Here is a 26,609-nt window from a genome sequence, read left to right on the forward strand (position 1 = left end):
AAATCACTTCCCTATATTCCTTGTGTTCCTTTTATTTATGTTTTTCTCAAGGTCTTAACATTATTGCAAATATTTCTGCTTTACCGAAATATCGTTGCCCTCTCTGCCAACCAGAACAACGCCTTGAACATTTTTGAGTCTATTGTAAATAGGATATGTTTTTAAAAGGACAGGCATACACGTCTCTGGATTTAAAACCTCGCTGGTTGCCGTTTTACCCGTCTTTAGCGTTTGCCAAATCGGGCAATTTTTGCAAGCAAGCGCAAACTTGTGTTTCGTAGAAAAACACTTTTTTCCTACCGGGTACCCTGTAAAAAACACTTTTGCAGCCGTGTTTATCTTTACGATATTGAATTCTGAATCAAAAACAATTATAGGATCCATGGTAGAATTAAATATATAATCAGATACCATCGTTATCTTATTAGAAAAAAGTTTCTTTTGATGTGTCTGCATACTTCCAACATCCATGTGTCTTCCTGTTTTATCCCACGTTCAGCGCTTTTGTATGATATTTCTTTCTGATACCCTAACAGGAGGATAGACCTTTTATCAAAACATAACCTGCACAATTTCAATAGCATAAACATTCTTAGTGCAGAATGTACGACTGTCATATCGAAGCGCAAGAACAATGCCAATAAAGAACCATAACTTTTCAAACAATACTTAAGTATTTAGTTTTCGTGATTTAGAACAATTATATTGTTCGCATAACAAAAAATATCAAAACAAAAAATTCCACTTTCACGAAAAATTTGCGCAAAACACAATTTTTGGCAAAAATTCCACGAAAATATTTCTCTCCAAAATCTCTTCAGTATTACCCTATTTTATATATTAGTGTTTTTGCGCAGGTTTAGGAAGTTACAATAATTTTCGTAACTCTTCTTATGTTAACGTAGACCGTTGAAGGTCTGAGTTCCTGATGTTCAATGGGCAATCCTTCTCTCCCACGATGACTCATACGGGCAAGGAGTTCCGTCCGCTTGCCAAACTCAAGGGCGCCCCTTGGACACGAAACAACACAGGCCGGCAAATTCTCTAATCGCCCACTATCTTTATTCCCATGGCGGTGTAAACAGAGTGTACAGTTATCCGCAACAAACTGACCTTTCGAATTTTTGCGTGTGCTCAGTTTAATCAGCCCAAAAGGACATGCTGTAACACAAAGACTGCACCCCGTACAATGTTCTGGGTTAACGGCAACGATTCCATCGTCTTTCCTTTTGGTAATTGCCAGACCCGCGCGTGGGCAGGAGGACACGCAGGCAGGATTTTCACAATGATGACAACTCTGATGCCAGGGAGATTTTCCGGCATGATCAGAAGTATTTGTTTCTTTTAATATCATCTCATTTCGCCGCCACTGGCCGTTCAGACCGTTCTCAACATCGCATGCCGTAACACACTTTTTACAATAAGAACATTTTTCTGGATCAAACATCAATGCCTTTTGCATCAAAAATCATATCTCCATTAAATTAGTTCTTTATTTCGTACAAATCAAAAACCAAAGGCCTGTAACATTTTTTCAATCCATTCAACCTTTTGTATATCCCCAATTTCGTCATACGATGTGACTCGGTTTACATTTACAGACCCTTTCTTCAAAATAACCGTGACTTTCCCTTCGGCAAAATCAGAAAATCCCTCTCTTACTTCGAAGTCTATACCATCGCCATATCTCTCCAATTTTTTTTCAATACACCGTCTGAATTCATGTAATTTTTGTGTTCTTTTTTCACCTGTGTACATAAATACCTGCTTTGCGATTCCAATTAAACGTTATTTTCTTTGAATAAAAGATAAAATTAAACTAACATGCAAACAGTTTAAGTTTCAAAAACCGAGGCGATGTTTTGAATTAAACGTTCAGGATTTGCATTTTTATCTTTGATTCTAACGCCAAGAACTGCACTTCAGTCATCGGAGGGAAACCAAGGCTACAGCTTTTACCTTCAATGGGAAATTTTTCCCCAAAACTAACATTAGGATATTTGGCGCGGGTTGCTCTTAAATCATTACAAAGTTGTTGAAATACTTCCTTGGTGATAATAGGGTCATTTTTCCTGTATCTATCTATGAGATTGTCAAGTACTCCCATATAACCACCTAATTGTGCTCCATCATAACCGACAGCCATTTTGCAATCTCCTTTCATTCAATTTGATTATATAACTATACCTTACCTACCTTTTGCATATCTAAAGCTTCTTTGGCGCAAATCTCTGCGCACTGGCTGCAACTTACGCACTTCCCCGGTTTTCTGAGAACTGGATACCAACTATCAGCGGAAAGTAGACTATCCCCTTGCATTTCCAAGCAATCGAAAGGGCAAATACTTACACAACATCCACAACCCGAGCATAGTTCCATATCTAAAACAGGCTTTGGCCGTTCCTTAAGACCTACCCTGAGGCAGGTTTTTTCTTTTGGGTCAACAATTGCAGCAGAAGGACACGCCATTCCACAAACGCCGCACTCTATACATTTAGCAGTATTAACTATAAATCTTTCTTTTGTTTTGCCATAAATTGCTGACGTTGGACACTGTTTCGAACATGCGCCACAACCAATACATTTTTCAGTAATATAATATGCCATAAATCTAACACTCCCTTATTATTTCGAACTCATACTTATGCAAACAATCCTCTGAACCACCAGCAATAGTCCGTTCCAATTGATAATTTATTGCAGGATCTATTCCTTTTCCAAACCCGGCAATCCATGAGTTTACATAATTACAAAGAATCGTAAAAGATGCTCCCGCCTTGTCCCAATTCTTTTTGTGAACGCATTCGATATGGTCCCAACTGGTATTTTCTGCCGATTCCGTGACAACCTGTGTCCCACGATCGCATGGCATCCCATCTAAATGATAATCACCCAATAACTCGAATACCTTAACCGTAGTACAGGTACTCGAATCGAGATGTTTTTCCCTGGCTGCGAGTTTCCCGTAGTTCATGCCGTGTTCTGATGCAGATATATTAATGACGTCAACCGCCTTTTTACCGAATTCTGCCACAAAGGCAGTAATAATCGCCGCCTCTCTTGTTTCAATAGTATTGATAAGTCCCACAATACCTGGATGTAAAGCCTTCTCCCTGATAAGTTCTTCCAAAGAGGCTTTGGTAAAATCGGTCTGGGGAAATTTCATATAAACAGGCTGGAGTATCTCTCCTGCGTCAGAACCAAATTCTCTCTTAAGCACTCCTGTCAACGCCATCTCTCGTGCTTCAGCAATTTTGATCTTGTTAAATTGCCAATGATGAATTGGACCGAGCACTAAACCCATAAATGTAATCCTCCTTAACGATTTACGGCAATTACTTATTTTCTGATTCTTCCGGATCGCTTAAGCATTGAATTATCAAGAGAGTCCCATACTATTTTTTAGACTTATGTTGGTTCAATCGTCCACGATTGACCTAATATACACTATCACATCCTTAATTTCGTCTGCAACCAGTGTATGTCCCCAGGGAGGACACAACACAGACTTCTCCATGGCTGCGGAACCCCTCGTGATGAAATCAAATAAATAGGCGTTGCTTTTATTGCTCATTACTTCAGCTTTGGTAAAGTCTGCAGGTTTTGTCTCAAGCTCAGAAACATAATATCGACCATTTCCCTTCCCATTTTCGCCATGGCAGGCAGCACAGTATACCTTGAAAATCTCGCCCCCATTTCTTATACTGAATGTTGTTTTTTCTTCCTTTGGTGCCGTTGGTTTTGCATTCGAAAAAGCAACAGTTAAGAAAAAACACGCAAGAAATCCTGCTGCCATACCTATGTAAGACTTTTTCTTCATAACTTTTATTCCTTTTACAAAGATGAGATAAATCAACATTTTACTCTTTGTACTTTTTCGTTTTCGCCTTCAGTCTTTTAACGATGACAAATAACTTGTGATCTGCCCCGCCTCATTATCAGACAAATCATAGTCTGGCGTTATCGGCAAAAATCCCCATTTTGCGGGATGCTTGACGTGATTAAAAATATATCCAACTGTCAACCTGTTGCCTGTATCACTAAGGTTGGGACCTACCGCACCGCCTGCATTGCCTATCTGATGACAGGCCTGACATCCCTTCCTATAATAAATACTTTTACCATCGTTAGCATCCGTTTCCCAATCTGCCGGCAAGTCAAACTTTCCGTCAACCCCTCTTGTTTCATTATCAGAAGGCAGCTCCCATTCGCCAGCGACAGATAATTTTTTTAACAACAATTCATCATTCACTAACACAGTTTGTAAATAATCTGTAATTACCTTTACCTCATCGGCAGAAAAACCAAATTTCGGCATTTGCTGTAACATGGGTCTTATAAGGTCCGGCGACGTCAGAAATTTCTCCAGCCATTTCCTATTCACTCTGCTTCCTTCGTATGTCAACGGTGGAGCGTATTTCCCTCCCCGTCCATTTATTTCATGGCAAATAAGACAGTTGACTTCGTTTACAATTTTTCCAAACGCGCCCTGGGGCTTATATGAGAACACCTTCCTTGAAACCTTAAATTTCTCAGGCACGGTCTCTTCGGTAAACCCCACCAACAGAGAAGTTAGAACTTTGATTTCCTCTGTGGTAAATCCGAATTCAGGCATCTGTAACCCATCCCTGAATATTCTTGGGTTTTCCAACTTGGTTGTAACCCATCCTTCCAATGTGTGGGGCACATGCTTAACCTTACCAAAATCTAGCAAGTCCGCTGATTTACAGCCAAAACCCGTGAGTTCCGGCCCTACCTTACCCAGTCCCTCAAATCCCTTTATCTCATGACAACCGAAGCATCCATACTTTCTTACCAATGCCTCGCCTTCTTTTATTAATTTCTGGTCAAGCTCGCCAGCAACGTCTAGAATTTCTCCCTTTTCCTCCAGTTCCATTACATCCCAATCTACATACTCATAACTAATGAATTCCACAATCTCTTTTATAGCGTCTTCCCCTTCGAAGCGGAACTGAGGCATCGCCGTCGAAGGGTTGTGCGATTTCGGTTTCTTCAAAAATCCTGTCAACCACTCACGATTCACCTTGCTTGCCACCCTTACTAAATCAGGTGCATGTACATAGTAAACGTCACCCCCTTTACCATCAACCGGATGGCAGATAACACACCGGTGTTGATTAAACCGAGCCTTGCCTTTTTCTGCCAACTTCTCATCTGATTCTACCTGTTGTGCAGATACCAGATTTCTCTTCTCCACGCTCAAACTCATTAAAAAATCAGATATCGCCTTTATCTCTTCATCATTTAACTTAAAATTTGGCATGCGTGCTTTCGGAAGGTAGTCTTGCGGATTTTTTAACCATCTTATCAGCCAGTTATAATTTACCTTTTTTCCTATCTCGTTTAAATTCGGACCGATTCTTTCGTCTTCAAAACCCTTTGCCTTGTGACAACCGCTGCATCCCCGGTCTCTAAAAATCTCAACACCTTTTGCCAAAAACTTTCCGCCTTTTAAATCATTAGCATTACCATGGCATTTTATACAACCTGCCTGTATCTGTTGCCCTTTCAAAATTGGCGTTAGCCAAAATTCTACCTCACCATGCGCCTCTTCAACTGATGATGTAGCTCTTCCTTGTCCCCTATGACATGATACGCATCCAAATTGGTTTGTCGGGTGATTTTTTATATATATATACCCACCAGGATGCTTTGAAAAAGGCTGCTCATCAGTCACACTTTTCTCTTTATCTATTCCCACATGGCAAGCCATACACCTGTCGGCATCATTCGTCTCTTCGATATAAACCTGCTTGTCGTCCAGACTGGGACGTTTTCTCCTAACCGCATCCATGTCGTTACGCAATTTATCTCTCTTTGCAGTAAAAGATTCTAACTCCTTAGTATATTTATCCATATCCCCGGTAATAAGGGCAATTTTACCGCTGATCTGCTCTATGTGTGTATTGAACCCCTTTATCCTTTCGCCAATCTCTACACCCTTTTTCTGCAGTTCCTCCAATTTCCGTTTGTTTTCCTCTTTCCCAAATTTCGTATATAAATAATCCTCCTCCATCCGTTTATTCTGCGCATCCATCAATTCGAACCGCAGGGGTTCAAGTTCCTTCTTTAATCTATCCATCTCCGCTTGTAATTCCCGATACTTCTTTTGTACTTCAGGTCTGTTAAAGGTTTCTCTCGCCTTTTTAATCCGTTCTTTCGCATCCTTATACTCAATGGTTTTTTCGGGTGTATCCATTTCCTGCAAAACTTTATCGTATTCTGCTTGTAACTTTTGATATTCAAGCTTGTTGAATTGCTTCTGAAATGCCTTCCACGGCCTCCGCGCCACAACTTCATTACATAATACCCATACCGATACCCCTACCAGCGCAATTCCTGAAAAAAAGTATAACAAGGCATACGACCGCTCTTCTTCTTTTTTCTCGATTTTCAGCTTCTGCTCGTTTTCTGACATATCTTTATCCCAATGCTCCTGTTTATACCCTTAAATGTTAAACCATGGGGTTACCCATACATATTTTAAATTCATCATTAACCGTAACAATATCTTGATCGGCAGGGCCAACATCGTCCAAAAAAGGAACGCAACTAATGCATACCTTACTATCCCCAATTTAGCCATCGTTTTGCCTTTCCTCATCACCACATACGGAATGCCCATCCCCAGAACATAATAAAGCGCTACTACCCATCCACCGATAAAAAATCCCAGGAGCGATTTCGAGTCTATACCAAAAAATTGGGTAAAATCGTAATTCGTCTCTGCCACAATCCTGTGCGAATCCCACTCTTGCCATGGCATAAATATTAACCATCCTGGCCCACGCAAAAACACACCCACTACTATCAACATTATCCAGAGCACCAAGAATCCAAAACAAAATACCGTTATGGCAAATATCCTCTCGCGAAACGTATAATACCCATTTCCTTTCGGATTAATATCCACATAAGGAATAGCCATTAAACCTACAATGATTAAACTGGGGAGTATAACCCCTGCAATCCATGGATCAAAATAGACAAGCATCTCTTGCAGCCCCAGAAAATACCACGGCGCTTTTGACGGATTCGGCGTCACATTTGGATTGGCAAATTCCTCCAAAGGTGCATCAGTTATACATCCCCATACAAGCAGTCCAATGGTCAGCCAAATACATACAATAAACTCTTTTCTTACAAGATAAGGCCATACCTGTATTTTATCGTTTGCTTGCTCCTCTTTTGTGTCTTTTGCTGCAGTAGACTTTCTCTTCAAACGATCATTTTTTATTGCCCGCACAAACGCTACAATCGTAAAAAAGATTACAATAATACCGCAGAGAGCTATTACTTCATTGTCTTTTACCAATAAAACCTTTAAGAAATTTTCCATAAATTCGCTCTACTTACAGTTGTCCGGTAGATCCTCCATCCTTTCTGACCCTCCAGAAATGCAGTCCCATAAGTATGGACGTCATTAAGGGAAAGGCAATGCAATGCCAGATATATGCCCGCAGCAAGGCATTACCTCCGACCTCCGATCCCCCCAATATTGCAAACCGGATGTCATTAAACGCCGTCATCCCCAACTGCTCTCCAAATGGCCCTTCGTGTCCCAAAAAAGGCGTCGCACGCGCCATATTCGTTCCTACTGTTATTGCCCAAAATCCCAACTGGTCCCACGTCAACAAATACCCGCTAAAACTCAACAGAAACGTTAATACCAACAAGATTACCCCTACCACCCAGTTAAACTCCCGAGGCGGCTTGTATGACCCGGTCATAAACACCCTGAACATATGAATCATCACCGTTATCACCATCAGATGAGCTCCCCACCGGTGAGTATTCCGCAAAATACTACCGAAGACCACGTTATATTTCAGATCCTTTACGTCCCAATAGGCATTTCTCGTGTCGGGATGATAGTAAAACATGAGCAATACACCAGTGAGGGTCAGGAATAAAAACAAAAAGAACGTTATCCCACCCATACACCATGTATGATTCGGCTTTATTGCTTGACGGGCGATCATCACCGGATGCAAATGCATGAAGAAATTCCCCACAATCGCCAGCGTCCTGCTGCGACGGGTATCGTCATGCCTGCGCCTGAAGAAAGATCTCCACATGTGCGTTCGGGACATTTCTCCAATTACCTGTCGAATCTTATTAATAAACCGTTCCATTTTTACCTATTCTCCGCTTATACTTTCAAATACGAGCCAAGTTTTTCCCACTCTCCTCGTTCCCCGCGAAAACGAATCCCTTTGTCAACCAGTATCTGCCCATCCTCGGCTACACCCACCTTAAATCTCTCCAACGGGCGAGGCGCAGGACCTTCCACATTCATACCATCCGGCGTATACCCGCTTCCGTGGCATGGGCACTTAAATTTCCCCTCCGCCGCAAGCCAATTCGGCGTACACCCAAGATGGGTACATTTTGCCTGAATCACGTACAGCTTATCCACCTCACGCACAACCCATATCCTGTGTTCCTGCTTATACCGCTCACTTATTCCCATCGTGTATTCAAATGGAAACCCTATCTTGAATTTTGTAGGAGGCTCAAAAAGCATCCTCGGGAAAAAAAATCTTGCAATTGAGAAGACACATCCAGCGATAAAAAACCATACACAACTCCAGCCACCCCATCTCAATACATCGCGTCGGTTAACCCTGTACTCCGGCTGCACACTCGCCGCTCCACCCTTCTCGTTTCCTATACCTCTCTCTTCTTCTACCTTCATTCCTTTTTATTTCCTGACATTCATTAAAAACATTGCTTTGTTAAAAGATACGTGATCCAAAAGATTTTTTAAAAAGAATCAAAAAGAAACAAAAAACTGTTTTAAGGATTTTTGAAACAAGCATTGCCATTTTGTTCATCCATATTTTGTCCAACAACAAGCTTAGGGGAGTCGTCATGCTTCAACCTCGTTCAAAATGATATCCTGATATCATTCTTGGCGGAGTCAATGGGTTGTTGTTTATTCTTTGCTTTTTCGGCAAAAAAGTTTTCATATACTAATCCGGCGAGTACACCACCAGCAATAGGGCCAAGCCACCAAATATAATGGTTATCAAAATGGCCGGACGCTAATGCAGGCCCAAACACGCGTGCTGGATTCATCGAACCGCCACTAATTGTGCCTCCAACCATAACTCCGAACAAAACTACCAAACCGATAGCCAATCCGGCTAGGGCAGGGGTTGCCCTTTTGTCGATCACTGTTGCATATACTACAAAAACCAGAAAAAACGTTATTACTGCTTCCATAATGATAGCTTGTAATATTGTAACTCCTGAACCAAGGGTGCATGTCCCCAGATTTACTGCCATCGCCGCGGGAAAAAGCATTTTCAACAAATACCCGCCCAATATAGCCCCTCCTAATTGCGAGACAATATACAGGAATCCCGTTTTCGCATCCATCCTGCTTGAAACAACCATGGAGATTGTAACCGCGGGATTGATATGAGCACCGGATACATAACCGAATGCATATGCAATAGCAACCACAACAAAGCCGAATGCAACAGCAATTCCAAGCAGTCCAAATCCTTGAGAACCGGATTTTACTAAATAGTAGTCGGCGCACACACACCCCGCCCCAACAAAAATCAGAGCAAACGTTCCCAGAAATTCTGATATATATTTCACGGCATTGCTCATGATGCTGGCTCTCCATAAGCTAAAAATGACACCCAATAGAATAATCGTCGGGATCAATAGCCATGCCAATGCTGTTTGTGTTTTTTCAGGTTGCTGCCGTGTAGCAGATGGCAGCTCGAAGAGTTTGAGTTGATCATTCCAATCAATTATTGGCAGCGATACATGGCTCATTTCAGATTCATTTTGCACTGGAGACTGCAATCCTGACAAAGGTTCTCCTTTCTCGGTGGATTTTCCAGTCTCTGACATGGGTTTTTTATTTGTCACGTTCGTTTGAGCTTGGAGACTATGAGTAAATAACCCAGGCATAGACCATTCCACGACATAAACGAAAACAGCGATCTGTAGTGCCATTACAATGTAAAAACAACCCCGTACAGACATGAAGTTACGCAAAAAATAGTTCCACATACATATCACCTCACATTTTATTTTTTATGAACTTACTGTTCCGGAATAGGACCACCCTTGACCAGACAATCGCTCGTCAACCCTATTTGCCGTTCCGGCGGCTTTCCGAGATAAAATATTCGTGAAACAATTGTGCTTGGAAACGGGTTCTGTCATTTTTATTATCACGGGGATATGTACCTGACTCCCGTAAGCACTGTATAGAAGATATACTGGTAAGGAGGATTGCCGTATATATCGCCTGTTCATGTGGAAAAACCATGTTACAAATGCTTGGTGCAAGCAACATTATTTGAGGTAAGTTTATCAGAGGACATGTATGATAAAGTCACATACTCTTAAGCCACATGATTTGCCGTAACGGGAGTCAAATGCATAGGTCTACATATTCGACTATCGGGCATTAAAACTTAAATAACGAATGATTATTTATTGTTAAACTATTTAGCAACTTTATGCTCAATAACGAAAACCCGAACCGCAGAACGCACACCGATTCCTACTCAATTTTCAAAATCAACTAAAATTGCTTGCCCTCTCCAAACCATTCCACAATACACCCCTTGTGTTAAGAAAACTCATAGCTCCCTTCCTAATCCTCGCCTGATCCTCATCTGTCTGACTGCAGAATTCTAATGATTTTCTTATATTCGCAGCATGCTCAACATCCAATTCAATATGGGCGGAGAAAAACAGAACATCATCGTCACTTAAACCGGCATGTTTCAATCCATCACGAATAGGAACATACATTGTTGGAACGATGAATTCTGTTCCTGGTCCCAGCGCTCCCAACGCTTCAACATAATTCATATAATGAATATTTAAATATTTCTCTACAAATAACTCCGTTTCCGGCAACATCTGAATGTTGTCTAATGCCTTTTTGGAGGTATCAACACCTACGGCTTTTAAAAACCTGCGGAAAAGAGCGGGGTGCGTAAGCTCAGGATTCATGCCTTTCTGTTCTTCAGATCTACCACCATACTCTTCAAACAAATTTTTAATTAAAGGCGCCCTCCCTGCTTCATCAGGGCATATTGCAACGGCGCCGGCCAGATATCGAGAAAAATGCCTTGAGAAACAATAATATTGTTCAGCATAAAGTTTAGCAGCCTTCTTATCTGCCTTTTTACTGAATTTTTGTAAATATGAATGATTTTTTACTGCCGGATGCTTCAAAATCTCCGCTTCCAATTCATCATAAAATACATCTACAGACTTGGCCATAATTCTTTCCCTCCAAATAATTAAAAATCACTTATACGTAAAATTTACATTTCCTCTACTGTTACAGTGTCTTGGAAATAACCCTTCCCCCTTTCCACCCATTACAATTTTTCAAAAAAATATTACCGTATAAAATCACTTCCCTATATTCCTTATGTTCCTTTTATCTATGTTTTTTCTCAAGGTCTTAACATTATTGCAAATATTTCTGCTTTACCTTCTTAATACAGAAAGTATGACTGCCATCCCAAAAGCGCAAGAATAATGCCAACAAAGGACTATAACTTTTCAAGCAATACTTAAGTATTTAGTTTTCGTAGTTTAGAATAATTATATTGTTCGTATAACAAAAAATATCAAAACCAAAAACTCCAATTTCACGAAAATATTGCGCAAAATACGGTTTTGGCAAAAATTATACGAAAATATTTCTCTCCAAAAACCTCTTCAAGCATTACCCTATTTTATGCATTAGTGTTTTTGGAATTTTTTTATCCGTTAATATTGTTCTCCATAATTTACTGTAAATATATATTACAACTATTTTTTGCTTGACTTCTCTTTTTTATAAGTTGCATAAATAAACCCTTCATATAAACGTCAACAACAAGAGCAAAAGATTTTTGTATAGTAATGCAAATATTTCACTGTAAAAAACGAGACTGTGCAATTCTTTGGAGTAAAAGCCTTTATCCAATCTCACACAGTACAACCATCTTCTTTTTGGAAAACAGGGATTCTGCGTGCTCAAACAAAATTATTTTTGGAAGATTTTTTGCCCTTCTTGATGACCGCATCTAAAAAGGACAAAACCAACGTGCGGTAAAATTGCTGTGAAGAAACAAATTTATCGTTATAAAAACAGGGAGAAGATGGTAAATCGACAAAGAGGTGCGTTTGAAGACCTGTACGTTTTTAATAAGAGTGGAGGGAAAAAGATGTTCAATAAATCTTCAACAAACTGTATGCTGTTTTGAATGGGAATAAGGTCATACAGATATGGAGATAAAAAAACGATGCACTTAGATACAATGTCGCACTAAAGGCACAGCTCCTTAAAAATTAAAATTTACTTCAGCCACTTCTTCATCAATGCCCAATTTCTTTATAATAGACTCAAACAATTTTTTATCTTGGGAAACGATGATCCGAAAGTATCCAGCGCCCTTTTTTTCAATATTATTTTCTCTCAAATATACCATGACTTTTTTTGCAATTATTTCTGCAGGATCAATAAAACAAACGTCAGGTCTTAATGAGGAAAAGTAGTTCTTGAGGAATGGAAGGTGAGTACTGGAGAGAGTCATCGTATCTATATCTGCATCAATTTCTGCCAATTGTTTCAACTCCCTTTCTATTATTAATCGACTTTTTTCTTTCTCTAACAAAAAAGAACCCGATTCAACCAGTTCTACCATTGGAGATGCATTAAATTTTGTAATCTTTATAGTCGGTGGAATTTTTTTTGATTTTATATACTCTTCTAACTCCGGACTTTCTACAGTACTGCGGGTAGCTAAAATAGCGATATGACCTGTTTTTGAACAATCCACTGCCTCTAAAACCGGAGGAAATACACCAAATATTTTTGTGTCACTCGTTTTTATTTTATGAAGGACCTGAATAGACGGTGTATTGGAGGCAATTACAATAAGTTTAGGACAAAATTGCTCAGTAAGATATCCAATGGTGTTTTGAATAATATGGAGTAAATCATCATGCTTTTTTTGACCATAAGGGAAATGTTTTTTATCAGCAAGATAAATGTAATTTTCACAAGGAAGATAACGTCTCAATTCTTTGATTATTGAAATACTGCCAATCCCAGAGTCAAAAACTGCTATTGAGGACTCACTTTTTAAATGTTCCATATTTTAAACTGCCCTCCCAATACAATTCATAATCATATGGTAAAAAATTTAGACTGCCCGACATCCTGATCCAAACGAGTTGGAAGAGGAAAATGCAAAATGTATAATGAAAAATTTACGATATATACCGTACCGTAAGGTTAATTTCGCATTTTACACGTTTCATTTCACACTCGTTTTTTGCAGAAATTGGCAAAAAAATATTTTGAAAAGATACCAGGATTTATGCCCGCGTGTTTAGCTTGGACAGATTAAAAACAACATCAACTTCATTTTTAACCTTTAGGGTTCCTAAAAAAGCCTTGTAAGGTTTTATCCCGTAGTCTTTTTGGGATATAGTTACTTTCCCTTGCAAAGCATCCCCCACAACAGTTTTTACATCAAATTCTATAGGGCGAGTAACCCCATGTAACGTTAATTCACCTTTTACGTGGTAGTCTCCTTCACTTGTCTGTTTAATATCATGAGAACGGAAATTAATGGCGGGATATTTAGCAACATGGAGCACATCCTTGAAGGTAGCTTCTTCAATATCTGCCTTATCTTTCTCTTTTAATATATCATACTGGCACTGTCCATCTTTCATGGCACATGCCACCCTTAGTGAATCTGCTTTGATTTGTGCTTCGACGCTCATCGAAGAAGGAATTGCATCAGTTGAAACATGAAGATTGACCGTGAAGTTAGTTACCTCAATTAACAGATCATGGGCTATTGCGCTCAGAACCCCTTCTTTATAAGTATAAACAGATATTTTTCCAGTGTCGGCGGTAATACGATAAGTACCAGCATTTAATGTCATATTCTCCTCCCATTTGAGATTAATATTGTAATCAATTTCTCTTTTCGGTCTCAAAAATGAATCTAAATAGTATCCCAATTTTTCCTGCTAATGTCAATCTGCTATAAATTTTGCATCTTTTCACTTGACTTGTAAAAATATTGAATATAAAATGAAATATTTAATCTATTCATTTGGTTTTTTTGCGCGTTGATATTAAAAATAACTAGTAAAGGGGAATTTGAAGATGCTTCGATTTAATAAACATCGTAACACATTAGAACCCGAAGAGTACATTTTCCAATTGCAGGATTCGACAGAACCTAATCTCTTTAGGGATGTCTTCCCCTATGACAAAATACCAAAGATACCATTCAATTATCGCCTCAATCCTATGAACCCACCCGAAGAGATATGGATCACGGATACAACTTTCAGGGATGGGCAACAATCCCGCCCGCCATATACTGTCAAACAGATTATTGATCTTTTCGATCTGATTCACAAACTTGGCGGTAAAAAGGGGCTTATTCGCCAGTGTGAGTTTTTCCTGTACAATGCAAAAGATCAGGAAGCGGTTAGGAAATGCATGGAACGTGGGTATAAATATCCAGAGGTTACCGGATGGATCAGGGCTGTTAAGAGTGACTTCAAATTGGTTAAAGAAATGGGGCTTAAAGAAACTGGTATCTTATGTTCGTCATCAGATTACCATATCTATTTAAAATTAAATAAAACCAGGAAACAGGCAATGGATATGTATCTGGATATTGTGCGAGCCGCGTTGGAAGAGGGTATTATTCCCCGCTGTCACTTCGAGGACATTACCAGGTCCGACTTTTACGGTTTCGTCGTACCCTTTGCCAAGGAGCTAATGAAATTATCTAAAGAAAGCAAACTTCCTGTGAAGATCCGCGCCTGTGATACCATGGGGATGGGAGTCAGTTATCCAGGTGCTGCTTTGCCGCGCAGTGTACCTGGTATTATTTACGGACTCAACCACTTTGCAGGTGTTCCTTCTGAATACCTTGAATGGCATGGTCACAATGATTTTTACCTGGCGGTAAGCAACGCCACTACCGCATGGCTTTACGGATGTAGTGGAATTAATGGTACATTGTTAGGATTGGGAGAACGTACAGGAAATACACCGATAGAAGCTCTGGTAGTTGAATATCTGGCATTACGAGGCGACGATGAACTATTTGATACCACAGTGATCACGGAAATTGCAGATTATTACAGAACTGAAATAGGGCATCCAATCTCTCCAACACAACCCCTTGTGGGCTCAGAATTCAATGTCACCCGTGCAGGTATCCATTCAGATGGGCTACTGAAAAATGAAGAAATATACAATATTTTTGACACCAAGAAACTCTTAAACAGACCCATTGGTGTTTCCGTAACTGACAAATCTGGTATAGCGGGAATTGCACAGTGGATTAATATCTTTTTTGAACTGAAAGGAAACGAGCAAATTCCGAAAAGCCACGAAGGCGTCTTAAAGATAAAGGAATGGGTGGATAAACAATACATCGAGGGACGCATTACCTCTATTTCTGATGACGAAATGGTAGAGCAGGTGAGTATCCATCTCCGGGATTTTATTAAATCAGATAAATTACAACAATCCGGAACTGCTAAAACAAAATAATACCGTATAATACCTTTGAAGTTATATGAGTTTCAAGCAAAGAATATCCTCAAAACATATGGTGTTTGTATTCCTCGTGGTAAAGCCATATCAAAAGGTAATGATGCATCAGCAATATTCCGGGAAATTGGTTGCAACCGTTGTGTTGTAAAGGCACAGGTCCTTGCCGGCGGCAGAGGGAAAAGCGGAGGTATTCAATTTGTTAACACCCCCGAAGAATCCCAAGCGTGCGTAACAGGCATGCTCGGCACACACCTCGTAACAAGGCAAACTGACCAAAGCGGCGCAGAAATTAAATATGTTCTCGTTGAAGAGGCCGTTTCAATTAAAAAGGAATTGTACCTCGCTATAACGATTGACCGTTCCCTTTGTAAGCCTGTGCTGATTGCCAGCGATGAAGGGGGTGTGGAAATCGAAGAGGTTGCAAAACGAACACCTGCCAAAATCATCAGAGAACCAATTGACATATTCTTTGGTGTACCTCCATTCCAGGCGCGACGTATTGCTTCTCAATTAAACATATCCGGGGCGCTTTCAACAAAGCTGAATAACCTTATCATGAATCTGTTTCGTGCCTTTACAGAAAATGATTGTTCATTACTGGAAATCAATCCATTCGCTGTGACGACAGATGATGAGGTATATGCACTCGATGCAAAGATGGACATCGACGATAATGCCCTTTATCGCCACCCGGAATTCGACCAACTCATGTCATACCAAGACATCTCTCCTGCTGAGGCATTAGCCAGGAAATACAGGCTGAATTATATAAGTCTTGATGGAAATATTGGATGCCTCGTAAACGGTGCAGGCCTTGCCATGGCTACAATGGATATTGTCAAACTCCATGGTGGAGAACCTGCCAACTTTTTAGATGTCGGTGGTGATGCGTCTTTGGAACAGGTCACACAGGCATTCAAGATCATTTTATCCGACCCCAAAGTGAAGGCTGTTTTGATTAATATCTTTGGGGGAATCATGAAGTGTGATATTATCGCGTCCGGTATCATTCAAGCTATCAAAGAAGTAGGCATTCATATCCCTTTGGTTGTCCGGCTGGAGGGGACTAATGTTGAATTGGCAAGAAAAATACTCGACAATTCGGGTTTAAGTATCCTTTCTGCAAAAGATATGAAAGAAGCTGCAAGCCTGGTAGTGACGGCATCAAAAAAGAATACAAAATAAAAATGGGTATATTAATAGATAAAGATACGAAGGTAATATGCCAGGGCATAACCGGTCATGCAGGAAGTTTTCACGCCAAACGAATGCTGGAATATGGCACCAAACTTGTCGCAGGTGTTACCCCTGGCAAAGGTGGCACAAAACAGCATGCCGTTCCTATTTTTGACAGTGTAGTCGATGCAGTAAGAAATACGGGGGCAAATGCTTCTGTCATTTACGTACCTGCACCGTTTGCGGCAGATGCCATTATGGAGGCTGCTGAGGCAGGTGTTGAATTGGTGATCTGCATCACAGAAGGTATACCCGCACTGGACATGGTCAAGGTAAAAAGATATCTCTCAAATGGGAAGACACGTCTTATCGGACCCAACTGCCCTGGGGTTATTACGCCTGGTGCATGCAAGATAGGCATTATGCCCGGATATATCCATAAACCAGGTGAGGTGGGTGTTGTTTCACGCAGTGGAACTCTCACATACGAAGCCGTCTGGCAATTGACTCAGAGAGGCTTAGGGCAATCCACGTGCCTGGGTATTGGAGGTGACCCCATTCTGGGAACCAATTTTGTGGATATATTGAGATTGTTCCAGGGTGACAAAGAAACACAAGTAATTGTATTGATAGGAGAGATTGGAGGAAGCGCGGAGGAGGAAGCCGCAGAGGTAATAAAACGAGAGATCACAAAACCAGTCATTGGTTTCATTGCAGGAAGAACGGCGCCACCGGGCAAACGCATGGGTCATGCCGGGGCTATTATCTCAGGTGGCAAAGGTACAGCAATTTCAAAGATTGCTGCGCTTGAAAATACGAATGTTATTATGGTTGACAGCCCTGCCGATATCGGAGAAACCGTAGCAAAGATAATTTTACCGTAATGGTGTAATAGTTTCTTTGTAGTGCGAGTACGTCGGAGAAGTTTTGTTTTACGATTGTTTCGCATTATTATCGACTCCCTGGTCGTATTACCCAGAAAAACTACAAACTCTTCATGGTAAATCGGCGATTTTCCACAGATTTCTAACAGGGCAATGCAGAAATTTATATTTACTCGTGAAGATGACATACACACACTGCTACATTTTATTGCCCAGAAACTAACCTTATCCAAAAAAAAGGCGAAACAACTCCTGGATGAACGATTGGTTTTTGTAAATAAGAGACGTATCTGGATTGCATCCTACCAGCTACACAAGGGGGACGTGGTTGAAATCCTTACGAAAGAAGTGAAATCCCAAAAATTTCAAAAAAATGCTATCCTCTATAAAGATGACCATTATCTGGTCATTTCAAAACCTCCTGATATTGTAACAAATGGTCCTGAAAGTCTTGAAAGCAACCTGAGGGTGTACTTTAAAGACAACCATATTCAGGCTGTTCATCGACTCGACAAAGATACCTCTGGTGCTGTTATCTTTGCGACGAATAAGGATGCCTTCGAGCGTATGAAGGAATTATTTGAAAAAAATCTTATGAAAAAGGTCTACAGGGTGATCGTGAAGGGTGGTGTAGGGAAACAAACCTTTACCAGAGATAGCCCAATCCATGGACAAAAGGCCGTGACACATGTAAGACTCTTAAAGAAGGGTAAAGACGCCTCCTATCTGGAGGTAAATATTGAGACTGGCAGGACGCATCAGATCAGGATACACCTCGCCTCTGTGGGGCACCCTGTCATAGGTGAAACGGCATATGATCTCAAACCTATCGAACACCCGCTATTAAGACAAATCCGAAGACAAATGCTCCACGCTTATCAAATATCCTTTATCCATCCCTATACCCACAAGACGATATCTGTCACAGCGGATATCCCCGATGATTTTCGTCAGTGTCTTAAACTTTTAGGTTTATAGATAACTATGAGATCGTTTCAGAAAAAAGGTATACAGTACAAAATTCATTGCGAGGTACGGAGTGACGAAGCATCTCTTTCTATGATAGAGTACTGCTGAAGATTGCTTTTCTACCGCTCGCAATGACAATATACCTGTAAATGCCTTAATTACTTCATCTATTAGTCTTGCGCTGGTTTGCCTTCGTGTTGGAAACTCTTCAGATACCTGAAGTATTCTCCATCAGTGCTAAGGATGAAATGGGTTTGTTTATTAAAGGTCGATTCGTAGGTTTCCAGGGTTTTTGTAAAGGAATAAAATTCAGGCGCCTTTTCGTATGCCTCGGCATAGATCTTCACGGCCTCGGCATCTGCCTGCCCCTTGATTTCCTCTGCGGTGCGATATCCTTCTGATTCTATACGTTCCAGTTCCCTTTTCATGGAACCCAGGATTTCGGCCTCTTCTTTCCGTCCCTCTGATTCGTACTTGTTGGCAATACGGATACGTTCGGAGCGCATTCGATCGTATATCTTGGGAATGACGGCCTCCACATAATTAATGTACTTTATCCGAACATCCACCAGCTCAATCCCATAACGACTTTCCAGTGCGCGTGCAGCCATTTTCCTGATTTCTTCAACGATATTGTCGCGGCCCATTTTGATCAATACCTTTTTAATATCTTCCGCCTCTTCTAATTCCTTTGTCGTATATTCCAACTTACGATTAGTATTTCTTAAGACTTCCTTTAAGGTATATGCACTGACCACGTTTTTGACTGCCGATTCGATTACCTCATCCAGTACCCCTTGACCTCGCGCCTCTGTTCCTAAAGAGGTATAGAATCTTAGTGGATCAATGATTTTCCATCTTGCCCAGGTACCTACACCGATATTTTCCTTGTCTCTCGTCAGGATATCGCTTGGTTCTCCTATCCAATCCAGCAATCGCTTGTCAAAATATCTGACCTCCTGAATGAAAGGCACTTTTCCATAAAGTCCGGGTTCTGTAACTGTTCGAATAGGCTTCCCAAATTGTGTGATAACAGCCTGTAACCGTACGTCCACAACATATAACGATGCCTTTAGACATATTAATACGGCAGCCACAGAGATGATTGTAATGATAATAACCGTCTTTTTCATTTTTTCACTCCTTCCCCGGCGAGATCAAGGATGGGGAGAAACCCTTTCACCTCGTTGTCGAAGATGTATAACTTTTCACATTTTGGGATAACCTTTGACATAGTTTCTAAAAATAGCCTGCGCCTGGTAACATCCTCTGCTTTCTTGTATTCTTCATAGACAGCCAGGAATGCCTTGATATCTCCTGTGGCCTCATTGACCCTTCTGATTCGGTATCCTTCAGCCTCTTTAATTACCTGCTGTTTTTTCCCCTCCGCAGCGGGCAGTATTTTATTCTTCTGCCCTTCAGCATCATTAATGATTCTGTCCCTTATTTGAATCGCCTGGTTTACCGCATTAAAGGCGTCTTTTACGGGTTCTGGTGGGTCAACTCCTTTAAGCAGTACAGTCTGAATGTCAATACCACATTTATAACTATCTAAAATCTTTTGAATATCTTCCTTGGACTTTTGCTCGATCTCCGTCCTTCCAATGGTCAAGACCTCATCAATTGAGCGATCACCGATTAAGGTGCGCATGACGGCCTGTGAAACACCACGAATGGTTTCCCTGACATCCCTTACATTAAAAAAATACTCTTCCAGTGCCTTTATTTTGTATCGGATAACCCAATGCACTTCAGCGCAGTTGAGGTCCCCGGTGAGCATTAATTTCTCTTCTTTTGCATCGGGGTATTCGTAATCAATCATGCTGGAAAAGCCACGTTGTTCAGTCCTGAATCCGAACTCTTCATTATAGATACGTTTGACTTCCCCTTTGAGCACCTTGTCAATGCCATAGGGAACCTTCGTGTGAAGTCCGGAACCGACTGTTTCTCTATATTGGCCAAACCTTAGAATAACAGCTTCTTCGTTGGCCTTTACCGTATAAAAGGCCGTATATCCTGTAATAATGACAAAGATGATAACTAATATGGGCGGTATAAATTTTTTTATCGATCCCCATGGGATATCCTCGAAACGTATTTCTTGCGGTCTTTTGTATGGTCCGTAATCGGGCATATTATTCCCTCCTTATAAAACCTTTGTGATCTCATCTACCGTGAAAGTCTGCATTTTTTTAAGCTTACCGTTTTTTAAAAGGTTTAATCCCTCGTTTTTTTTGGTAAGTCTTCCGATCAGAGTACATACTATACCATTCTTTGCAAGGATGGCAATAACTTCTTTTGTATCCTTTGGATCGAGCGCAATCAACAAAGCTCCCGATGCGATGAGACCGAGTGGCTGGATATTGAATAGTTTGCAAATTTGTTCTGTTTCTTCATAACACGGGATTTTTTCTGTATCAATGACAACTCCTGTCCCTGATGCCTTTGCAAGTTCCAGAATACCGGTGGTCAGTCCGCCTTCCGTTGGATCGTGCATGGCATGGATTCTGGTTACCCTATTGGCTAACAAGGCATCTGAGACGACACTCAATCCCGGTTTGTCGATGAATGCCTGTGCCCTTTTAAGGAATTGGTCACCAAACTTTTTTCGTATTACTGCTGCCTTTTCTCGTGCAATAATGGCCGTCCCTTCAATGGCAATACCCTTTGTGAGCAAAAGGTCATCGCCTGGTTTCGCATTTGCGTTTACCACAAGTTTATCCTTTTCGACCTCACCCAGCATAAGGCCAACGACAATGGGTCGATCGATTTTATAAGAAATTTCGGTATGTCCGCCACACAGGGTGATATTGAGTTTTTGGGTTGATTTAATAATGTCCTTAAAAATTTGCGTAGCCAGTTTTGCATTCGTCTTTCCTTCAGGTAGCAATAGTGTTGCCAGAAACCACTTTGGAGTTGCCCCCATCGTGGCAATGTCATTGGCATTTACGTTGACGGCATACCAGCCGATGCGATGTGTGGTAAAGGTAATGGGGTCCGTCTTGGCTACAAGATATTTTTTCCCAAAGTCGATGACGGCTGCATCCTCACCAATCCTTGGACCTACAATAATTCTCGGGTCATTGATGGGATTTAAATTGAGGAGTTTTTCCAGGAGTTGATAATCAAACTTTCCAATAGGGAAACGGTTCATAGACAATCGTGCAATACCCTTTCTTCTTCGCTTTGTAATAGAATAATTGTAATCCGCAAATCGTAAATTTTGGCAAATTTATAAGGTACTGGTCTATTTAATAAGTGGAAGGGTTGTATGAACTCTCATGTTCAAACAATATCCCGTATATCCTTTAAACCAACCTGTTCGCGACTCATAAAGGGTTCCCCATAATCGGCGCGTATCAAGTTGCCGTAATATTGATTCTTTGCGGTGATCGAACTATTAATATATTTCCAGCGTGCGTCATCGTAGGCGAACTGGGATTGATAAACTTTTGCAATCTGTAATTTCTTTTCAAACTCCTTGCTGATATCCAGGATAAATGAGGGTGTGACGTGTACGCGAAAATGGGAACAGAGGTAATAAAAAATATGTGAAGGATAACAGGGCTCTCCGGGAATATCCGATTTCGTCAGTTTAGCATAGAATCGGGCGGCTTCACCGAGCAGTGTTGTTTGGACGTGGTCGGGGTGAGCATCAATCCAGTAAGGGAGGAAGATTATCTGTGGGCGTATCTTTCGGATTACGGCAGCAACCTTTTTACGGGCTTCTATCTCATCCATAAGGTAGCGATTTGGCAGGTCGAGCACCGTTCTGCTCTTTATACCGAGCAATGCGGTTGACCTTTCCCATTCTTTTTTTCGAATTTCTGGACTGCCATGCGGGGTGGGTTCTCCGTTAGTCAGGTCAAGGATGTGGACATCATATCCCAGGGTGACTAATTTCAGAATACTTCCCCCCATACCGCCTTCTACATCATCAGGATGAGGTCCGATTGCAAGAATAGTTGTCATATAATGTACTTTAAGAGTCGATGCTTCTTTTTAAGAGAAAAGCAAACCATTTAGACCGAGAAGTTGCTATTGTACTTAATGAGTATAAAAATGCAAGGAAAAGGTACAGTAAGGCCTAATTTTCTCGGATGCAAAGGTATCTGAGGTTTGAGTGTAGTTTAGTTATTGTTGCAGATATAGTTTTATTAAAATGGATAGCACAAATCGCACGGTTTTTTCCCAGTAAAGATTCAATTTGACAAATAATAACCATCGTCCTATATTTGAATCAACCGGTCTATTTTTAATGTTAAGGAAATTTATCATAGTACTTAAAATTTTCAAATGTTGGTTACTAAAACTATAGCAAAGATAACCTCACAATCAGCATTAAGCCAATCAGTTCAATACCTGAAAGGTGTTGGACCAAAACGAAGTGAAATCCTGGAAAAGTTGGGAATACATACGATTCGTGACATGCTTTATTATTTTCCAAGAGATTACAAAGATCATACCCGGATACAAAAAATTTCAGAAGCTAGAATAGGCGCAGAGATTACGATTCAAGGCAAGGTGCTTGGCGTTCAAACGAGAATGGCTCGAAGTAGAAAAAGCATCCTGGAAGTCTTTGTTAGTGATGAAACAAGCACGATTGCAGCAACCTGGTTTAACCAGCCGTTTCTTGCAAATAAATTTCATGTCGGAGATAATATCTTTTTGCATGGTAGGGTGGGGGCATATAAATATCTGCAGCTATTAAATCCTGAATACGAAATCATTCAGGGTGACGATGCTGATATAAAGGAAGGAAGTATTATTCCTGTATATCCGCTTACTGAACATATGAGTCAGACCCACTTTCGAAAGATCATGAAAGAGGCAGTGCACCATTTTGTCGGTTATATTGATGAAATACTGCCAAAAGAGATCGTTAAGAAAAGCCAGCTAATCTTCATACATAATGCTATAAGAAATATCCATTTCCCAGAGACATTTGAGAACTTGAAAAATGCAAGATACAGACTTGTTTACGATGAATTATTTATGCTCGAATTGGCCATGGCGCTGAGGAAACGTGGCATTAAAGAAGAGGCGGGAATTTCATTCAAGATAGGTTCTAATGTCGATACCCACATTCGCAACCTCATACCCTTTACTTTGACCAATGCCCAGGAGCGGGTAATCAATGAAATTAAAGAGGATATGCGGAGCAGTAAACCCATGAACCGATTGCTCCAGGGTGATGTTGGTTCAGGTAAGACGGTTGTTGCGATTTATGCCATCCTTGCCGCCATTGCCAATGGTTACCAAGTCGCCTTCATGGCACCCACCGAAATACTGGCCAAGCAACATTTCCAGACCATTCAGACATATCTGGAACACTCTCACGTCAGGATACAATTGTTGACAGGGGATACAAATTCCATGCACAGAAAGGACAACCTTGATCAAATCAAAACGGGGCAGATCGATCTGATTGTTGGAACACACGCCCTTATTGAAGAAACCGTTCAGTTCAAGCGATTAGGCCTCGTGGTAATAGACGAACAGCACAAATTTGGAGTGGTACAACGTCTGAAGTTAAAAAAGAAAGGGCTTTGTCCCGACGTGCTTATCATGACGGCGACCCCAATTCCCCGGACTCTTTCCCTTACCTTGTTTGGCGATCTGGACATTTCGCTATTGGATGAAATGCCGCCCGGTCGTTCCCCTGTTAAGACCCTTTGGATACCTAGAGACAAGGAAAATGATGCCTATGCCTTTATAAAAGCTGAAATTGGAAAGGGGAGACAGGTTTTTATTGTCTATCCCCTTGTTGAAGAATCGGAGAACTTTGATCTCAAATCTGCCGTTACAGAGGCAAGAAGATTGCAGCAGGAAGTATTCCCAACCCTCAGGGTGGGCTTGCTCCACGGCCAGATGAAGCCTGCTGAAAAGGACAAGGTTATGATGGACTTCAAGGAAAAGAAATATAATATACTGGTTTCTACTGTGATCATTGAGGTGGGGATTGATATTCCCAATGCCACCATTATGGTTATTGTACATGCCGAGCGATTCGGACTGTCCCAACTCCATCAACTGCGTGGACGCATCGGCAGGGGAAACGAACAGTCGTATTGCCTGCTTTTCGGTAATCCCACGAGCTATGTGTCAAGCGAACGGCTCAAAATTATGACCAGGACCAACAACGGATTTAAGATTGCAGAGATGGACTTCAGATTACGGGGGCCGGGTGAATTCTTTGGTACGCGGCAGCATGGTTTGCCGGAGCTTAAGATAAGCGATCTTATTAAGGATTTTCCCATACTGAAAAGGGCCCGTGATGATGCCTTTGAACTCGTTTCTCAAGACCCCCAACTCATCATGCGTGCGCATCACATGATTCGACAAAGAGTTTCGGAAACATTTAAGGATCGATTAGAACTCATTAATATTTGAATTTGTAATTTACCTGAGACCTTCGCGGGTATCATGTATAGGGATCTTGGATGATTGTCTATCGCCGGGGACGCAGAGAAAAACGTGAAAAAAATAAAAGCAAGACATACGGTTACGGCCATGATGCCCGGTTTGTTTATCGGTAACGTCAGCGTCACAACGTTACCCACACCGAGCTACGATATGAGCTTTGTTACCAATGAACGTACTCCGGTTCTTAGTAGTCTCGGCGTTCTCTGCGGTGAACAGAACTGTTACGAAATCATATATTGTTAAATATAGACATTTTTCTGGCATTCGTTTTTTGAAATGGTAAGATTTATTGATGTATAACGTATTTATCAACAAATGATTTTCAGAATGGAGAGGTAACTTGGTGAGTATTAAAACTTTAAATGGGCATATTGAGATTACCGAAGGTATAGCTGGCGGTAAACCGAGAATAGCAGGACATCGGATCACGATACAGGACATTGTGATTTGGCACGAATTGTTAGGACGCAGTGCCGATGAAATCGCTGCGGAATATGACCTCACATTAGCCGATGTGTACGCTGCTTTAGCTTACTACTATGACAACAGAGCCGAAATTGACAAATCTATAAAAGATAGCGAGGCTTTGTTGATGCCCTACGCCAGAGAATTCCCTCGAAACTAACGAAAAAAATGAATGAGCAAAAGGATTAGGTTCTACACGGATGAGCATGTCCCTAATGCAGTTGTAAAAGGATTGCGACTTCGTGGTATAGATGTTCTGACCACAAAGGAAACTAATTGTTGGGTGCCACAGATGAGGAGCATCTTGCCTTTCTAACAAGGAAGGGAGAATCATATTTACACAAGATGGAGATTTTCTACGCCTAAACACTAAGGGATTTGAACACAGTGGTATTGTGTATGCTCATCAACGTACTCCGATTGGCAAAGTAGTAAGAGGACTCCTCCTAATTTATCAAGTGCTCGAATCAGGCGATATGAAAAATCACATCGAATTTCTATAACGCTTCGTAAACTGAGCAAAAAATGAATATTACCTTGGCAAATCAGAAAAACAGATAAGTAGGATGGGTTAAGTCTGTCCTGAGTTTGCGAAGGGCAAGGCGAACCCATCATTATCATTTTTTTGTCGAATACTACCAAACCCTAAAGAAATGAATTCGGAATAAATTTTTAATGGTCTGCTCCGCTTGACCCATCCTCCTTATTTGTACTTGTCCATACCAAACTTTTTTCTTCAATCTGCAATATTGAACTTTTTTTACTAATTCTGTATATCCTCCGTCCACCCTATGCGATTTCAGCGTGCTCTGCAGGGAGCTAACGGTTATGATATTGTGGTGTTTCCCTATGGCCTATCAGGTGCGGTAATTACCGTGGAATATAACCAGATCAATACAGGACTCGCGCGGGTTAAAAACCTGCGTGATAAGATAACAAATTTGAAGTGACGATTACTTAATATTTAAGATGTGATAATCATATAGAAGGCTCCTTCACAATTCGATGCCAAATTGTATCATAAGGGCATCGTGAAATAAACGGTGAAAACGGTAAGAAAGGAGGAGCAGATATGAGTTATTTTGTGGGAA

Annotated in this window: 25 protein-coding genes and 2 pseudogenes; 8 read left to right on the top strand and 19 right to left on the bottom strand. The window is 40.9% G+C overall.

The window, feature by feature from the left end; genetic code table 11:
* Positions 1–60 precede the first annotated feature (60 nt).
* From E3K36_01660 to E3K36_01730, 15 genes are all read right to left on the bottom strand, one after another.
* On the bottom strand, positions 61–471 hold the full coding sequence (locus tag E3K36_01660; protein MCF6153961.1) for a hypothetical protein: 411 nt from the start codon (positions 469–471) through the stop codon (positions 61–63).
* Positions 472–859: 388 nt separating this feature from the next.
* Positions 860–1,462, bottom strand: a complete 603-nt coding sequence (locus E3K36_01665) for a 4Fe-4S dicluster domain-containing protein (protein MCF6153962.1) — start codon at positions 1,460–1,462, stop codon at positions 860–862.
* A gap of 44 nt (positions 1,463–1,506) precedes the next feature.
* Positions 1,507–1,758, bottom strand: coding sequence for a hypothetical protein (locus tag E3K36_01670; protein ID MCF6153963.1), 252 nt, complete (start codon positions 1,756–1,758; stop codon positions 1,507–1,509).
* Positions 1,759–1,867: 109 nt separating this feature from the next.
* Positions 1,868–2,146: a hypothetical protein gene (locus E3K36_01675; GenBank protein MCF6153964.1), complete on the bottom strand. Its 279-nt coding sequence runs from the start codon at positions 2,144–2,146 to the stop codon at positions 1,868–1,870.
* 35 nt (positions 2,147–2,181) lie between these two features.
* A complete protein-coding gene (locus tag E3K36_01680; GenBank protein MCF6153965.1) occupies positions 2,182–2,607 on the bottom strand; it encodes a 4Fe-4S dicluster domain-containing protein in 426 nt (141 codons plus the stop codon).
* Positions 2,608–2,611: 4 nt separating this feature from the next.
* A complete protein-coding gene (locus E3K36_01685; GenBank protein MCF6153966.1) occupies positions 2,612–3,304 on the bottom strand; it encodes a hypothetical protein in 693 nt (230 codons plus the stop codon).
* Positions 3,305–3,418: 114 nt separating this feature from the next.
* On the bottom strand, positions 3,419–3,859 hold the full coding sequence (locus E3K36_01690) for a c-type cytochrome (GenBank protein MCF6153967.1): 441 nt from the start codon (positions 3,857–3,859) through the stop codon (positions 3,419–3,421).
* A gap of 30 nt (positions 3,860–3,889) precedes the next feature.
* Entirely contained in the window at positions 3,890–6,439 is a 2,550-nt protein-coding gene (locus tag E3K36_01695; GenBank protein ID MCF6153968.1) for a c-type cytochrome, read from the bottom strand.
* A gap of 30 nt (positions 6,440–6,469) precedes the next feature.
* Positions 6,470–7,360 (bottom strand): cytochrome C, encoded by an 891-nt coding sequence (locus E3K36_01700; GenBank protein MCF6153969.1) that lies wholly within the window; start codon positions 7,358–7,360, stop codon positions 6,470–6,472.
* A 13-nt stretch (positions 7,361–7,373) separates the two neighbouring features.
* On the bottom strand, positions 7,374–8,156 hold the full coding sequence (locus tag E3K36_01705; GenBank protein ID MCF6153970.1) for a DUF4405 domain-containing protein: 783 nt from the start codon (positions 8,154–8,156) through the stop codon (positions 7,374–7,376).
* A 17-nt stretch (positions 8,157–8,173) separates the two neighbouring features.
* Positions 8,174–8,719, bottom strand: a complete 546-nt coding sequence (locus tag E3K36_01710) for a Rieske (2Fe-2S) protein (GenBank protein ID MCF6153971.1) — start codon at positions 8,717–8,719, stop codon at positions 8,174–8,176.
* Positions 8,720–8,910: 191 nt separating this feature from the next.
* A complete protein-coding gene (locus E3K36_01715; protein MCF6153972.1) occupies positions 8,911–9,645 on the bottom strand; it encodes an aquaporin in 735 nt (244 codons plus the stop codon).
* Between the two features lie 927 nt (positions 9,646–10,572).
* Complete coding sequence (locus tag E3K36_01720; GenBank protein ID MCF6153973.1) at positions 10,573–11,286, bottom strand: iron-containing redox enzyme family protein; 714 nt, start codon at positions 11,284–11,286, stop codon at positions 10,573–10,575.
* Positions 11,287–12,341: 1,055 nt separating this feature from the next.
* The gene (murI, locus tag E3K36_01725) at positions 12,342–13,157 is read right to left on the bottom strand and encodes a glutamate racemase (GenBank protein ID MCF6153974.1); all 816 of its coding nucleotides are present in this window, start codon (positions 13,155–13,157) and stop codon (positions 12,342–12,344) included.
* A 223-nt stretch (positions 13,158–13,380) separates the two neighbouring features.
* Positions 13,381–13,959 carry a YceI family protein gene (locus E3K36_01730; GenBank protein ID MCF6153975.1) on the bottom strand — a complete coding sequence of 193 codons (579 nt, stop codon included), beginning with the start codon at positions 13,957–13,959 and terminating at the stop codon, positions 13,381–13,383.
* Between the two features lie 226 nt (positions 13,960–14,185).
* Here E3K36_01730 and E3K36_01735 point away from each other — a divergent pair, with 226 nt between their 5' ends.
* The 4 genes from E3K36_01735 (at position 14,186) to E3K36_01750 (ending at position 18,636) form a co-directional block, all read left to right on the top strand.
* Positions 14,186–15,595: a 2-isopropylmalate synthase gene (locus E3K36_01735; GenBank protein MCF6153976.1), complete on the top strand. Its 1,410-nt coding sequence runs from the start codon at positions 14,186–14,188 to the stop codon at positions 15,593–15,595.
* 15 nt (positions 15,596–15,610) lie between these two features.
* Positions 15,611–16,783, top strand: coding sequence for an ADP-forming succinate--CoA ligase subunit beta (gene sucC / locus E3K36_01740; GenBank protein ID MCF6153977.1), 1,173 nt, complete (start codon positions 15,611–15,613; stop codon positions 16,781–16,783).
* A gap of 2 nt (positions 16,784–16,785) precedes the next feature.
* Positions 16,786–17,658 carry a succinate--CoA ligase subunit alpha gene (gene sucD / locus E3K36_01745; protein ID MCF6153978.1) on the top strand — a complete coding sequence of 291 codons (873 nt, stop codon included), beginning with the start codon at positions 16,786–16,788 and terminating at the stop codon, positions 17,656–17,658.
* A 153-nt stretch (positions 17,659–17,811) separates the two neighbouring features.
* Positions 17,812–18,636, top strand: a complete 825-nt coding sequence (locus E3K36_01750; GenBank protein MCF6153979.1) for an RluA family pseudouridine synthase — start codon at positions 17,812–17,814, stop codon at positions 18,634–18,636.
* A 161-nt stretch (positions 18,637–18,797) separates the two neighbouring features.
* On the opposite strand, the gene hflC is transcribed toward E3K36_01750, so the two are convergent.
* The 4 genes from hflC to bshB1 all read right to left on the bottom strand — a co-directional run bounded on the left by hflC (position 18,798) and on the right by bshB1 (position 22,599).
* Entirely contained in the window at positions 18,798–19,760 is a 963-nt protein-coding gene (gene hflC, locus E3K36_01755) for a protease modulator HflC (GenBank protein MCF6153980.1), read from the bottom strand.
* Positions 19,757–20,761, bottom strand: a complete 1,005-nt coding sequence (gene hflK / locus E3K36_01760) for an FtsH protease activity modulator HflK (protein ID MCF6153981.1) — start codon at positions 20,759–20,761, stop codon at positions 19,757–19,759. Before hflK ends, hflC begins: the two co-directional genes overlap by 4 nt.
* A 12-nt stretch (positions 20,762–20,773) precedes the next feature.
* On the bottom strand, positions 20,774–21,781 hold the full coding sequence (locus tag E3K36_01765) for a hydrogenase expression/formation protein (GenBank protein ID MCF6153982.1): 1,008 nt from the start codon (positions 21,779–21,781) through the stop codon (positions 20,774–20,776).
* A gap of 131 nt (positions 21,782–21,912) precedes the next feature.
* Complete coding sequence (gene bshB1, locus E3K36_01770; protein MCF6153983.1) at positions 21,913–22,599, bottom strand: bacillithiol biosynthesis deacetylase BshB1; 687 nt, start codon at positions 22,597–22,599, stop codon at positions 21,913–21,915.
* Positions 22,600–22,923: 324 nt separating this feature from the next.
* Between bshB1 and recG the strand changes: the two genes are divergently transcribed.
* The 4 genes and pseudogenes from recG (at position 22,924) to E3K36_01790 (ending at position 26,021) form a co-directional block, all read left to right on the top strand.
* The gene (gene recG / locus E3K36_01775) at positions 22,924–25,020 is read left to right on the top strand and encodes an ATP-dependent DNA helicase RecG (protein MCF6153984.1); all 2,097 of its coding nucleotides are present in this window, start codon (positions 22,924–22,926) and stop codon (positions 25,018–25,020) included.
* A gap of 84 nt (positions 25,021–25,104) precedes the next feature.
* Entirely contained in the window at positions 25,105–25,296 is a 192-nt protein-coding gene (locus E3K36_01780; protein ID MCF6153985.1) for a hypothetical protein, read from the top strand.
* Positions 25,297–25,396: 100 nt separating this feature from the next.
* Positions 25,397–25,707 (top strand): annotated as a pseudogene (locus E3K36_01785) (DUF433 domain-containing protein).
* A pseudogene (locus tag E3K36_01790) lies at positions 25,691–26,021 on the top strand (hypothetical protein). The pseudogenes E3K36_01785 and E3K36_01790 overlap by 17 nt, the downstream one beginning before the upstream one ends.
* Positions 26,022–26,609 lie beyond the last annotated feature (588 nt).

It is taken from the genome of Candidatus Brocadia sp. (assembly GCA_021646415.1).
GTDB lineage: Bacteria > Planctomycetota > Brocadiia > Brocadiales > Brocadiaceae > Brocadia.

Bases quoted from the DNA above. Each gene is read 5' to 3' on its own strand.
- E3K36_01660 (MCF6153961.1), bottom strand. From the start codon at position 471: ATGGATGTTGGAAGTATGCAGACACATCAAAAGAAACTTTTTTCTAAT.
- E3K36_01665 (MCF6153962.1), bottom strand. From the start codon at position 1,462: ATGCAAAAGGCATTGATGTTTGATCCAGAAAAATGTTCTTATTGTAAA.
- E3K36_01670 (MCF6153963.1), bottom strand. From the start codon at position 1,758: ATGTACACAGGTGAAAAAAGAACACAAAAATTACATGAATTCAGACGG.
- E3K36_01675 (MCF6153964.1), bottom strand. From the start codon at position 2,146: ATGGCTGTCGGTTATGATGGAGCACAATTAGGTGGTTATATGGGAGTA.
- E3K36_01680 (MCF6153965.1), bottom strand. From the start codon at position 2,607: ATGGCATATTATATTACTGAAAAATGTATTGGTTGTGGCGCATGTTCG.
- E3K36_01685 (MCF6153966.1), bottom strand. From the start codon at position 3,304: ATGGGTTTAGTGCTCGGTCCAATTCATCATTGGCAATTTAACAAGATC.
- E3K36_01690 (MCF6153967.1), bottom strand. From the start codon at position 3,859: ATGTTGATTTATCTCATCTTTGTAAAAGGAATAAAAGTTATGAAGAAA.
- E3K36_01695 (MCF6153968.1), bottom strand. From the start codon at position 6,439: ATGTCAGAAAACGAGCAGAAGCTGAAAATCGAGAAAAAAGAAGAAGAG.
- E3K36_01700 (MCF6153969.1), bottom strand. From the start codon at position 7,360: ATGGAAAATTTCTTAAAGGTTTTATTGGTAAAAGACAATGAAGTAATA.
- E3K36_01705 (MCF6153970.1), bottom strand. From the start codon at position 8,156: ATGGAACGGTTTATTAATAAGATTCGACAGGTAATTGGAGAAATGTCC.
- E3K36_01710 (MCF6153971.1), bottom strand. From the start codon at position 8,719: ATGAAGGTAGAAGAAGAGAGAGGTATAGGAAACGAGAAGGGTGGAGCG.
- E3K36_01715 (MCF6153972.1), bottom strand. From the start codon at position 9,645: ATGAGCAATGCCGTGAAATATATATCAGAATTTCTGGGAACGTTTGCT.
- E3K36_01720 (MCF6153973.1), bottom strand. From the start codon at position 11,286: ATGGCCAAGTCTGTAGATGTATTTTATGATGAATTGGAAGCGGAGATT.
- murI (MCF6153974.1), bottom strand. From the start codon at position 13,157: ATGGAACATTTAAAAAGTGAGTCCTCAATAGCAGTTTTTGACTCTGGG.
- E3K36_01730 (MCF6153975.1), bottom strand. From the start codon at position 13,959: ATGACATTAAATGCTGGTACTTATCGTATTACCGCCGACACTGGAAAA.
- E3K36_01735 (MCF6153976.1), top strand. From the start codon at position 14,186: ATGCTTCGATTTAATAAACATCGTAACACATTAGAACCCGAAGAGTAC.
- sucD (MCF6153978.1), top strand. From the start codon at position 16,786: ATGGGTATATTAATAGATAAAGATACGAAGGTAATATGCCAGGGCATA.
- E3K36_01750 (MCF6153979.1), top strand. From the start codon at position 17,812: ATGCAGAAATTTATATTTACTCGTGAAGATGACATACACACACTGCTA.
- hflC (MCF6153980.1), bottom strand. From the start codon at position 19,760: ATGAAAAAGACGGTTATTATCATTACAATCATCTCTGTGGCTGCCGTA.
- hflK (MCF6153981.1), bottom strand. From the start codon at position 20,761: ATGCCCGATTACGGACCATACAAAAGACCGCAAGAAATACGTTTCGAG.
- E3K36_01765 (MCF6153982.1), bottom strand. From the start codon at position 21,781: ATGAACCGTTTCCCTATTGGAAAGTTTGATTATCAACTCCTGGAAAAA.
- bshB1 (MCF6153983.1), bottom strand. From the start codon at position 22,599: ATGACAACTATTCTTGCAATCGGACCTCATCCTGATGATGTAGAAGGC.
- recG (MCF6153984.1), top strand. From the start codon at position 22,924: ATGTTGGTTACTAAAACTATAGCAAAGATAACCTCACAATCAGCATTA.